We start from the raw sequence: 12,252 nt of genomic DNA, 5'->3' as shown, positions 1-12,252 counted from the left end.
TTCGGCAAATAAACAAAGGAGCGAAAAAGACAACTTCGGGGAAAAGAGGGGGAGCGTGCCGTCCCTCTTCGATGGATGGTCTCGGAAAATTCGAATCTTTTTCTAAAAGTAGCGCAAGCGTAATTGCGAAGAGCGCATGATGAGCGGCCGCGTCCATGGGCGGATACTTCAGGAGACGCGCGCCGCTGTTTCACCCACATGCGCTATGTCCAAGGATTGTAAGTCGACATGTCGTAAAGCGTGTCTGTGGGTCTTCGGCGCGTGGCCTTATTTTGTTGTGAGCAGCCTGTATGAATTGTCAAAGGCGCGGGGGTGATGTCCAATCAGGCAAACATTTACCAAACAGTTGGCAAGCAACTCAATGTCTGACAAGTCCACACCATGGGCGCGCGACACATTTTTGCCCAGGCAAGCCTCCCATGTCGTATCGAAATTGCTGTCTTCCGCTCCCATATATTGTTCGTTTGCCTTGGTTGAGGGAATGAGCTTATATTTTATTTCTTTATTAGACAGCGCAGGTTCCATGGAGGCAAGAATGTCATATTCTTCTCGCAATTGTTCTTGATATTTGCCGGAGCCTGGGAACATGTCGGCAATGACGGGCATAATTTCATCGAAATCATACGCGTGAAGTAGTTCGTACAGTCTCATACCATTAATTTTATTTTGATGTATTGGGTGATCTTCCTTGTTAATGATTTTATGATAAGCTCATGGATATTTTTTTCATGCTATCCCGATGGACAACAGCTAATCTCATGTAAAAATGTGATGATAGTACGATAGATTTTTTTTTATCTTGTACTGTCATCACATTCATGGCTCGCTCGCGCGCTGTCGGGGAGAGAGTTGGCATGCCTTTTCAAGCATGGCAAGCGACAAAATCTAAAACTTGGCCATCTTGATGGCTACCACTGCGCATTCATCGCCTTTGTTGCCAAATTTTCCGCCACTGCGTTCTACAGCTTGCTCGAAATTGTTTGTCGTAAGCAATCCAAAAATCACGGGTATGTTTTGGCTGGCATTGAGATATGAGATGCCGTGCGTAACTCCCTCGCATATGTAATCAAAATGCGGTGTATCGCCTCTGACAACGCACCCCAGGATAATGATGGCGTCAAATCCATCGTTCTTGCACATTTGTTGGGCGCCGTATACCAACTCGAAACTGCCAGGCACGGTTTTCACGTGTATGTTTTCTGGCAGGGTGCCATGCTTCTTCAAGGTCTTGACAGCGCCGTCAAGAAGTGCGCCGGTCACCTTGGAGTTCCATTCTGATACTACAATGCCAAAGCACATGTTGCTGGCATCTGGCACCTTGGAAAAATCGTATTCGGATAGATTGTGGAGTGACGTGGCCATTTATTGTTTTACCCTTTCGATGTATTTGTCAATCTCTTGGCTTTGTACAAGCGTTGAGTTGACATACTTGGACTTGACGCTCTCGTAGAGTTTAAGAGCCTCTTCTTTTTTGTTTTGCGATTCCAACAATTGGCCTGCTTGCAACAAAAATGTTGGCGAGAGGCTGTTGTTAATCCCATTCCCGCTGTTTTTGTCAGCTCTCTCCGCGGCAGATTTCAGTTTGGCTATGGCCTTGTCTATTTCGCCTATGTGTGCGTAAGCGTTGCCCAGCGCTTGAATTGCCGCTGGACTGACCATGGCGTCGTCAGCGGGAGAGTAGTCTTTCAAATAATCCACGGCCTCTTTCCATTTGCCTAAGTTCGCGTAGCTCAAGCCGGCATATAGCTTGGCCAAATTCCCGGCGTTGGTGTTGCCATAGTCACTTGCGATATTTAGGAATCCCACATAGCCCGCGCCGTCGCCATTAAGAGCCTTGTCAAACTGGTCCGCGTTAAAATAGTCTTGCCCTCTTGCAATGGCTGTGTTGGCCTTCTCTTCACGTGGCTCGCTGATAAATGATTTGTAGCAGAAAACACCTGCGATGACAATAATCACCGCTACTACAACGATGAGAACGGCCTTGCCATATTTTTGGAAGAAAGCCTCGGATTTAGATGCAACGTCGTATGTTGCTTGCTCTTTGTTGTTTGCCATTATTTTTGTTTATTTATTTACAATAACTTGTGACAAAATTAACCATTTTATCCCATATACTGAAATTTCTCTGTTTTTTTTTTCGAATTTAAGGCTCAAAAGAACTATCTTTGTATTCTAAAGCGTCGAAAGCTATGATTTTAAAGAATATTTCCATCCTTAATTATAAGAATATCAGAGCCGCGGAACTTGCATTCTCTTCTAACATTAATTGTTTTATTGGCAACAACGGTGAGGGCAAGACCAATCTTCTTGATGCGATATACTATCTTTCTTTCTGTCACAGCAGGTTTAGCAACATGGACAGCCAAGTGGTTATGCATGGGCAGGATTTTTTTATGATAGAGGGAATTTATGAGTCTGGCAATGGCGACCAAGAAGACATTTATGCCGGTATGAAGAAAGGGAAGAGCAAGCAGGTGAGGCGTAACAAGAAGGCATATAAAAAATTGTCGCAACATATTGGCTTTATACCTTTAATATTCGTGTCGCCCTCTGACTCTATGCTTGTGGACGGTGGAGGGGATGAGAGACGCCGATTGATGGATATGGTCATTGCCCAATATGACAATGTATACATAGATGCGCTTAACAGATACAACAAGGCTCTTCAGCAGCGCAACGCATTGTTGAAACAAGAAAATGAGCCAGACACGACGCTTTTGGAACTGTGGGAAAAAGAAATGGGGGAGCAGGGTGATGTGGTGTTTAAGAAAAGGGAGGAGTTTGTCACGGAGATGACGCCAGTGTTTCAACATATTTACCAGCGTGTCTCCGGACAGCGCGAGACGGTCTCCCTGCGATATATGTCGCATGCCCAGAGAGGCCCATTGATAGATATCATTCAGAGCGATCGTTTTAAAGACAGGGCTGTGGGCTACAGTTTGCATGGTATTCATCGTGATGACTTGGAGATGCTCATTGATGGTTATCCAATGAAACGAGAGGGTAGCCAAGGGCAAACCAAGACTTTTGTGTTGGCTCTTAAATTGGCGCAATTTGATTTTTTACGGCGTACCGCGTCTAACACGACCCCATTGCTATTGTTGGATGATATTTTTGACAAACTTGACTCTGGCAGGGTGGAGCAAATTGTCAAGTTGGTCTCCGGTGATCATTTTGGCCAAATCTTTATTACCGACACCAATCGTGAGCACCTTGATAAAATTTTGAGGCACAGTGACGAAGACTACAAATTGTTCGATGTTAAAGGTGGCGCGGTGACAGAAAGGAGTTCGAACCATGTTCAAGCGTGACGTGAAATCGCTCGGTGACGTTCTTCAACATTACTTGCGAAAAGAGGGACTGGAGACTCCTTTGCTGCAAATGAGAGTGGTGGATGCATGGCCCAAGATAGTGGGCGAGAGTGTCAGTGGGTACACGGCCGAAAGATTTATCAAAAACCAAGTGCTTTTTGTAAAAGTCACCAACCCTGCGTTAAGGCAAAATTTAAGCATGATGCACACGCGACTAACCAAGCGTCTTAATGAGGTGGTGGGGACATCTGTCATTACAGACGTGAGAGTGTATTGACGTAATGCTTGTCAATCACCCTAAATCAACCACCGTGATACCCGCTCCGCCAAATTGCACGTGCTCATCTGCATAATGTACGACAGCTGGCTCGGAAGACAAATAAGTCCTAACTATCTGCCGAAGCGTGCCATTGCCCTTGCCATGAAGTATTCTCACGCGTGAAACTCCCATCAATATGGCATCGTCAACAAAGCGTTGTACAGCCAAGACGGCCTCGTCCCCACGCATGCCTCTAATATCTATGTCTTGTGTAAATTCCTTGCGGTGGTCGTTGATGGTGTTTTGTGTAACATGAGATATGGCATGTTTTTGCAAACCCGACTTAAGCTCATCCATTTTCGAAGGCGCTTGTCCCGGGGCTGTCAGCTGTGTGTTAACCGTGCCGTCGCCAATGGTCTCAAGGCGCTTGGTTGGTATGTTGGTCTTGATGTTGCCTATGACGACAACGGCATGTTTCCCTTCTAAGGAAACGATGCGCCCCTTGGTTCCCAGTCCCTTGATCCTGACCTCGTCACCTATGTCAAGCTCTCGCTTAATGGTCTTTGCAGACTTTGGAGCCAGCGCGCGCAAAGTTTGGGCAGCTCTCTCCTCGTCTTCTCGTTTGCTCTTTTTGCGTTCCTCTCTCCTTTGCTTGCGCGCTTTAATTTCCTCTACTTTCTTTTTAAAATCCTCTTCGTTCAGTATGCCTGGATGTTTCTTTTTGCTTTTTTCCCATTCGTCTTGTTCTACATCTTGCCTAAACTCATTGAGCTCTGTGCGTAGCTTGCGCGTTTCTTCTTTTTCGGCTTGTTGTTCCCGTATCTCTTTAATGACGTTTTCAATCTTTCTATTACTCTCCTCAAGTAGTTCGCGAGCTTTTTGCTTGGCCTCGTTGATAATGTTTTTACGCTGTATGTCAACTTCTGTTATTGAGTTTTCATACTCGTCAACGCGTTTTTGAAGATCTTTCTCTAATTGATGAACTGTTTGGCGTTTTTGCTCCCAATATCGTTTGTCACGCACAATGTCTTGCAAATATTTGTCACTGCGAATATAGTCGGACCCTACCAACTCGGAGGCGTCCGCGATTACGTCTTCGGGCAATCCTATTTTGCGGGCTATATCTATTGCGAACGAACTGCCTGGTCTTCCTATGGCCAACTGGAACAGGGGTTGCATCATATGTCGATCATAGAGCATGGCGCCATTGGTCACTCCTTTATGGGTGTCGGCAAAATGCTTGAGATTTTGGTAGTGGGTTGTTATGATTGCCCATGCGCCTTTTTCGCAAAAACGTTTCAACACGCTTTCGGCTATAGCGCCGCCAATTTGCGGTTCCGTTCCCGTGCCAAACTCATCTATGAGAATAAGCGTGTCTACGGAAGCTTGGCGCATCATGTTTTTCATGTTTAACAGATGGGAGGAATAGGTGCTTAGGTCATTTTCAAGGCTTTGCTCATCACCTATATCCATCATCAGGTCTTTAAAAACTCCACAGCTACTTCTGTCGCCCACGGGAACGCTCAATCCCATTTGCAACATGTACTGCAACAATCCTACGGTTTTCAGGCAAACCGACTTTCCCCCAGCGTTTGGCCCTGAGATAATTAGTATATGCGTTTCTGGCGTTAAAAGAACATCTAACGGGACTATTTTTTGCCCTTCGCGCAGATGAGCCTCAAGCAGCGGGTGTCTCGCTTGGATTAGGTCTAAAAACGGTCGGCGCTTTACAACAGGCTCGAAAGCGTTTGTCTTGATTGCCAATTTGGCTTTGGAGTGGATGAAGTCTATTTGTCCCAGAAACTGGTAGGAATCGAGAATTTCCGCTACATGAGGCCTTATACGCGACGCCATCTTCGTTAGGATGCGCACGATTTCTTGCCGTTCCTTGCGTTCTAATTCTCGTATTTTATTGTTTGCCTCAACTACTTCGGAAGGCTCAATGAAGACAGTCTTGCCTGTCGAGCTCTCGTCGTGCACAATGCCGGGTATGCGTCGTTTAAGAGCTGGGGCCACGGGTATGACTAAACGGCCGTCGCGCACTGTTGGCGAGGTGTCCTTGTCCACCAAGCCATCGCTCTGGGCGGAGCGCAATATCCCTGCAAGTATTCGAGAAACGGAGCCTTCTGCTTGTGCCAGCTCACGGCGTATATCGTGTAACTCGGGCGTGGCGTTGTCGCGAACGTGCCCAAATTTATCAATTATTTGGTCTATCTGTTGTACCAAAGTGGGGAAAGTGGCGACGCCATCCGCCAAGTCGTGGAGCGAGGGGAAATACCATTTTTTAATAACGATGGCATCGGATACAATTGTACCCGAATCTTTTGAGCCATCGTTTTCCGTATCATCCCCACGATAAAAAAACTTGACCAAATCGTCAATGGTGCGTAAAGACCTTTTCATATCGTGCAACTCTTGCTCTTCCAACCATGTACCCTCTAAACGTACACGGCGAACGCTCTCGCGAACATCAAAGAAAAAAGCCAACGGAAAGTCTGTCTCTTCTTCTATGATACGTCTCATCTCTCGTATTTCCGACATCCATATGTTCACTTGGTCGGGATTGGAGGTAAACTCCATCTTGTCTACCATGTCTTTACCCAGGGTTGACAGGCATTCTGTCTTAAGAGCGGAACGTATTTCCTCAAAACCTAATTTGTTTTCGAAATTTTTGGGGTATATCATAAATTTGTTTTAAAACATCAGTTTACAAAAAGGGTCTATGTTTTTATTTCAAAGGTAATAAAATGCGGTTGCCATTACAACTTCGCTTCCTCTTCTTGAATATCCACTATCCACCGCCAAGATATTGCCATTTGGTCACTCTGTGTCACAATTTCTATATAACGCTCGTCAAAATTCACTTTTTTCAAAATTCCAACGGCTTGCAAATAGCAGCCGCCCTCTTTGCGCTTGTCAGGGCAAAAATAATGTATCCTGACTACAGGCCTTTGGCCTATCTTTCTCATCAAAGTTGTCATTTTTTTATTGAGCGTTGCGTTGCTGTCTTCAGACATGATGGGCTCAATCTCTGTAACTCTCGCAGCTTCTTTTATTGCCTCTGCATGCCCTGTTATTGCCGAGAACGGCGCAAATTGAGCGGCTCGCTTGCGCATTGGCATTCGTGGATGACGTTTGGAAACGTGATGTGGCAAATGAATAATATCATCGTAATCTGAACTCATATTAATATCAAGTGTCTTGTATCATTGTTGTCTTGGCGCTTAAGCTCTATGTCCGCCTATCTGAATATTGCGCTCGCGTGTCGTGGCTCCTTCTTCGAAGTCAATACCTTTAAGAATAGCGTTTTTGCCGAACTTCTTTTTAATGTTTAATAACGTTTGCTGCATACGTCGCTCCCGAGAGAGCGTCATGCGTCGCTCTGCTTCTTGCCGTCTCTGGGATTCACCGTTTGTAAACAAATTCAGTTGTATTGGAGCGTGCGTTTCTCGGCGGACATTATCCTCCGACACTACATGGTTGGCAGTCACATTCATGCGGCGTATGAGCAGATTGCGACTCACTATTTGGTCGAATATTTTAATTACGGCTAACGTGATAAGTTTGGACGAGGAGTTATGAAAACCTAAATTTGCGGAGCCATGCACACTCTTGGGTTTCCTCCTGCCATAGCCGTCTGTCGTGATAGGGCCATTGTAGGTGGATTGAATGGATGGATTGGTAAGGTTTTCTATGTCATATCCCACCGTAACCACAATTTGGTCTGTAACAAGATGTTTGTCCACAAGGTCGAGTGCCATGCTATCAGCCATTTCCTTGGCCACCACTCGTGCTTTCTTAAACGTATAAGGCTCTTGCAATACTTGCCCGGTGCAAAGCGAGTTTTCCTTGGGCCTGTAAGATTTTATCGCCTCTATGGTGCATGGTTCCCATCCCCAAGCATGGTCTATGAGTAATTCTGCGTTAACGCCAAATAGCTTGTATAGCAATTCCTCGTTGTTTATCGAGCATCGAGCGATTTGTCCCATGGTGTACATACCGTAACTCTCCAGTTTCGCAGCCAAGCCATGTCCTACACGCCAAAAGCTTGTCAGGGGTTTGTGGTCCCACAGCAAGCGGCGATAAGACTGCTCATCCAGCTCCGCTATTCTTACACCATCCTTGTCTGCCGGCTTATGCTTGGCCACTATATCCATAGCTATTTTGGCTAAATATAGATTGGTGCCGATACCTGCTGTGGCAGTGATGCCAGTTTCTCGCAAAACTGCACGAACCATTTTCATAGCCAATTGATGAGCTGATAGATTGTAGATTTTAAGATAATTGGTGGCGTCAAAAAATACCTCATCTATCGAATACACATGGATGTCTTCTGGCGCTATGTATCGCAAATATACATTGTAAATGCGCGCGCTGTATTGTATGTAAAAAGACATCCGTGGTTTGGCTACGATATAATCAAGCGCGAGGTTATCATTAGCCTTGACTTCTGGGTCAGAATATGATTTCCCTACCAGTGCATGTGTAGCCACATGTCGTCTCCGAACATAATTTACCTCTTGCACTCTCTGCACCACCTCAAACAGGCGCGCTCTTCCACTTATGCCGTAAGCCTTGAGTGATGGTGACACTGCCAAGCAAATGGTTTTCTCCGTGCGATCGATATCCGCCACCACAAGGTTGGTGGCAAGTGGGTCGAGCCCTCTCTCCACACACTCCACCGAAGCGTAAAACGACTTCAGGTCTATGGCGATATATACACGTTGTTCAGTCATCGACTATTGAGGAATATCTTAGGATATTTTTTTCACTCATGCAAATTTAGCTAAAATTCCTGACTTGTATGCCAACAGGGATAAAAATCCTTTCGCCGTGCTTTTTGATCACTCGCCTCAACGAATGGCCAAAGCGATTCTCGTTAGTGCTATCAATGAGTTTTGGCTTGCCAAGGCGATTAATATTTCATTGCATAAGCCAGTGCCCTTACCTTTGTCACCTTGACAAGGTCATGCAAAACACGCACAATGTTATAGATGGATAAAAGGTCCATCAATATGTATCATCTCTTCATTGGCAAGATACTCCAGAGCGCAGTTCATCTGCTTGTTGGGTATTACAAGCTTGTTAAGCTCGGTAATTCTGTGCCTTTCTTTATCAGCGAGCAATGACAATATCTGATCACAAACTCGCCTTAGATCCAAATCAGAAACGCTATGAAATCCAGAGGATACACAAACGTCACAGACTTTGCAGTCCGTTGATCGCGTCTCCCCGAAATAACGCAGCAGTTGCCTACTTCTGCAAACGTAGCCGTTGGTGGCATAGTCTATCATGCTCATTATGCGTCGGGTAAAATCTTCCTTTCGATCCTCGTACACATTTGGGGGCAGTACAACATCGGTGGCGTCGACACGGTCTTGTCTATAAGTTATAAATGGCGTTTTGCTTTGTGGTATGAAATGGATGATTTGTTTCCGGCTCAATGTTTTCAGCACTTGGTAAGTCAACTCTCTACCTATCCCCGCGTCCATTGCGATAAGAGCCTCGTCTACATAATTGTAATCGGTGAACAGCCCTCCATAGTTTCGGAGCGCGGAGGTTATTACCGCTTCCTCGTGTTTAGTGAGTTCCTTGAGTTTGTAAAGGTCGTTTCTTCCCAACAAGAACATGAGTCTTGCCTTGCCGTCAGGATCTGTCTCGTACTTAAGATAACCTGCGTTTTGCAGTAGCTTCAAGGCCGAGGCCACCTTTACCGGAAAATACTTGTAGATATAGGAAAACTTGTCTATCTCGAATGTGAACGTGTGTCCTTTCCCACTTCCCACGCCTATTTCATAGTAATAGGCCAAGTGCTCATACACATCGGCGATATAATCTTTGTCAGGGAAGTTGTCGTCTATACGTTTGTTTAGCTTTCGTATATCGCTGTTATTCCACAGCAACACCGCATAAGCCTTTTTCCCATCGCGACCAGCGCGTCCCGCTTCTTGAAAGTAAGCCTCTATGGAGTCAGGGCAGTCATAATGTACCACTAACCTCACGTCAATCTTGTCTATGCCCATTCCGAAAGCGTTGGTCGCCACTATCACGCGTTTTTGATTGTTTTGCCATTGTTTCTGTCGCTCATCTTTGGTCGCTAATTCCAATCCCGCATGATAAAAGGTAGATTCTATTCCATTTTCTTCCAACATGGCCGAGACGTCTTTGCTTCGACGCCTGCTGCGCACATAGACAATGGCGCTGCCCTGCACGCTTGACAAGATATGTACCAACTCGGTTTGTTTGTCTGTTGCCGTCCTTACCACATATGCCAAATTCTTTCGCTCAAAACTCATGCGAAAAACATTTTTTTTGCAAAATGCCAATCGCTCTTGAATGTCCTCCACTACATTTGGCGTTGCCGTGGCTGTCAGGGCAAGGACTGGAACTCCGGGTAATAACTTGCGAATTTCGATTATTTGCAAGTATGCCGGACGAAAATCATATCCCCATTGGCTGATGCAGTGCGCTTCATCCACGGTGATAAAGCTCACTTTCATGTGCTTGAGCTTTGTTTGGAACATGGCCGATCCTATGCGCTCTGGCGATATGTATAGCAATTTTGTTTGCCCCAAGACACAGTTTTCCAATATCTTCAATATTGCGGATCGAGCCATTCCGGCGTAAATCGCCGCGGCTACAATTCCCTGCTTGCTCAGCCTCTGCACCTGATCTTTCATCAAGGCGACAAGAGGTGTTATTACAATGCACACACCGTCTTGCGCCAATGCTGGCACTTGGAAAGTGATAGACTTGCCGCCGCCGGTTGGCATCAGTCCTAAAGTGTCCTTGCCAGAGCAGATGCTTTCGATAATTTCGCGCTGAATTCCTCGAAAATTTTTATATCCCCAATACCGCTCTAGAATGTCCTGATACAGATCTTGCATTTTCGTCGTGTCAATTATGGGCATTGAGGCTCTTCTTCCACTGGCTTGATATCTTCGATTTGCAGTTGTACTCGATTATGTTTGAAAATGTTGTCTTCAATGGTATAAGCTATGTCAAAAGCTCGTTTGGATTTGATGTATCGAGCCGATGCGCTTTGCCCGAAGGCGATGCCATTCATCACGGTGGGTGACAATGAGTCTACCAATTCAAGTTTGATGTGCTCTTGCGCTCGTCCCACCACTTTGCTTGTACCATAATCATATACGCTTTTCGTGCAAAACAAGGGTTTTGGATTGCCTGGTCCGAATGGAGAGAAACGCTTCAGGTCATTGTGCAACCGCTTGGATATGTCCTTGAAGTTTATCACCGCGTCTATTTCTATGCAAGGCTCTATTTGCTCTGGCTCTATGTGCTCTTCCACATAGCGTTGGAAACGCTTGATAAATTGTGGAATGTCATCCCATCTCAGCGTCAAGCCTGCCGCGTAAGTGTGGCCTCCGAAGTTGACCATCAGGTCGTTGCAATGTTTGATGGCGGAGTAAACGTCAAAGCCCATCACGGACCGTGCCGATCCTGTGGCCAAGTCGCCATCGCGCGTCAACACTATGGTGGGGCGGAAGTAAAGTTCTGTTAGCCGTGAGGCTACGATGCCGATGACGCCCTTTTTCCAACGCTCGTCATAAAGGACGATGCTCGATTGATATTTGTGATCTTTCAGCCTGGCCACTATTTGGTTAGCCTCCTCGGTCATTTGCTTGTCTATATCCTTGCGCTGCTCATTGTATTCATTGATGCGTTTGGCTTCTTTTAAGGCCACTCCAAGATCTTTTTCCACTAACAGGTCCACGCTTTCCTTACCGTTTTCCACACGTCCCGAGGCGTTGATACGTGGCCCTATCTTAAAGATAATGTCGCTCATGGCTATTTCCCTGCCGCTAAGGCCGCACGTGTCAATAATGGCCTTCAGCCCTACGCTTGGGTTTTGATTGAGTTGTTTCAATCCGTGAAAAGCCAATATGCGATTTTCGTCAACCACGGGAACAATGTCCGCGGCGATGCTTACCGCGCAGAAGTCGAGCAGGGGGATGAGTCGCGAGAACGGAATGCCATTGTTCTTGGCGAAAGCTTGCATGAATTTGAAGCCCACGCCACATCCACAAAGATGCTTGAAAGGGTATGGGTCGTCAGGCCTTTTGGGGTTGAGGATGGCAGCCGCCGGTGGCATATCACTGTCAGGCACATGGTGATCGCAAATGATAAAATCTATGCCAAGGCTTTTGGCATAAGCTATTTCCTCAATAGCCTTGATGCCACAGTCAAGGATTATTATCAGTTTAACTCCGGTTTCATGGGCAAATTCCATGGCTTTCTTGCTCACGCCATACCCCTCGTCGTATCGATTTGGAATGTAGTAGTCTATGTTCGAATAGAATTGCTGCAAGAATTTATAGACCAATGCCACTGCCGTACATCCATCCACATCATAGTCCCCATACACCATGACACGCTCTTTACGCCCCATGGCGTCGTTCAGTCTGTCCACGGCCACGTCCATATCTTTCATCAGAAAAGGGTTGATAAGGTCGGATAGCTGTGGCCTGAAGAAACGTTTTGCCGCGCTTTCGGTGGTGATGCCACGCTTAATGAGCAGCCCTGCCAATATGGGGTTCATGTTAAGCTTCTCGCCTAATTCGTTAGCCTGTTGTATGTCTTGTTGTGTAGGTGGATCATATTTCCACTTAAAATGCATTTTAAATTATTTTTATTCTGCTCCAAAGTTACTAAATTACATTG

Annotated in this window: 10 protein-coding genes; 2 read left to right on the top strand and 8 right to left on the bottom strand. The window is 45.9% G+C overall.

The genetic code is table 11. The features are described 5' to 3' along the window. Positions 1 to 267 precede the first annotated feature (267 nt). From HMPREF1640_RS02840 to HMPREF1640_RS02830, 3 genes are all read right to left on the bottom strand, one after another. Positions 268 to 651, bottom strand: a complete 384-nt coding sequence (locus HMPREF1640_RS02840) for a hypothetical protein (RefSeq protein ID WP_036892183.1) — start codon at positions 649 to 651, stop codon at positions 268 to 270. Between the two features lie 234 nt (positions 652 to 885). Beyond that, positions 886 to 1,362 (bottom strand): 6,7-dimethyl-8-ribityllumazine synthase, encoded by a 477-nt coding sequence (ribH, locus tag HMPREF1640_RS02835; RefSeq protein WP_036892177.1) that lies wholly within the window; start codon positions 1,360 to 1,362, stop codon positions 886 to 888. Continuing rightward, the gene (locus HMPREF1640_RS02830; RefSeq protein ID WP_036892175.1) at positions 1,363 to 2,055 is read right to left on the bottom strand and encodes a tol-pal system YbgF family protein; all 693 of its coding nucleotides are present in this window, start codon (positions 2,053 to 2,055) and stop codon (positions 1,363 to 1,365) included. 134 nt (positions 2,056 to 2,189) lie between these two features. Here HMPREF1640_RS02830 and HMPREF1640_RS02825 point away from each other — a divergent pair, with 134 nt between their 5' ends. Further along, the gene (locus HMPREF1640_RS02825; protein ID WP_036892173.1) at positions 2,190 to 3,311 is read left to right on the top strand and encodes a DNA replication/repair protein RecF; all 1,122 of its coding nucleotides are present in this window, start codon (positions 2,190 to 2,192) and stop codon (positions 3,309 to 3,311) included. Beyond that, positions 3,298 to 3,588, top strand: a complete 291-nt coding sequence (locus HMPREF1640_RS02820; RefSeq protein WP_036892171.1) for a DciA family protein — start codon at positions 3,298 to 3,300, stop codon at positions 3,586 to 3,588. Before HMPREF1640_RS02825 ends, HMPREF1640_RS02820 begins: the two co-directional genes overlap by 14 nt. A 15-nt stretch (positions 3,589 to 3,603) precedes the next feature. On the opposite strand, the gene HMPREF1640_RS02815 is transcribed toward HMPREF1640_RS02820, so the two are convergent. The 5 genes from HMPREF1640_RS02815 to recJ all read right to left on the bottom strand — a co-directional run bounded on the left by HMPREF1640_RS02815 (position 3,604) and on the right by recJ (position 12,208). Beyond that, positions 3,604 to 6,255, bottom strand: coding sequence for an endonuclease MutS2 (locus HMPREF1640_RS02815; protein WP_036892169.1), 2,652 nt, complete (start codon positions 6,253 to 6,255; stop codon positions 3,604 to 3,606). 74 nt (positions 6,256 to 6,329) lie between these two features. Further along, a complete protein-coding gene (locus tag HMPREF1640_RS02810; RefSeq protein WP_036892167.1) occupies positions 6,330 to 6,755 on the bottom strand; it encodes a hypothetical protein in 426 nt (141 codons plus the stop codon). Between the two features lie 39 nt (positions 6,756 to 6,794). Next, a complete protein-coding gene (locus HMPREF1640_RS02805) occupies positions 6,795 to 8,306 on the bottom strand; it encodes a DNA methylase (protein WP_036892165.1) in 1,512 nt (503 codons plus the stop codon). A 252-nt stretch (positions 8,307 to 8,558) separates the two neighbouring features. Next, positions 8,559 to 10,457 (bottom strand): ATP-dependent DNA helicase RecQ, encoded by a 1,899-nt coding sequence (locus HMPREF1640_RS02800; RefSeq protein WP_036892216.1) that lies wholly within the window; start codon positions 10,455 to 10,457, stop codon positions 8,559 to 8,561. 14 nt (positions 10,458 to 10,471) lie between these two features. Continuing rightward, complete coding sequence (gene recJ / locus HMPREF1640_RS02795) at positions 10,472 to 12,208, bottom strand: single-stranded-DNA-specific exonuclease RecJ (RefSeq protein ID WP_036892163.1); 1,737 nt, start codon at positions 12,206 to 12,208, stop codon at positions 10,472 to 10,474. Between the last annotated feature and the right edge of the window lie 44 nt (positions 12,209 to 12,252).

The organism is Prevotella sp. S7-1-8 (assembly GCF_000758925.1).
Taxonomy (GTDB): Bacteria; Bacteroidota; Bacteroidia; order Bacteroidales; family Bacteroidaceae; genus Prevotella.
Note: the sequence above shows the minus strand (reverse complement) of the source record. Positions and strands in the feature narration are given on the sequence as shown.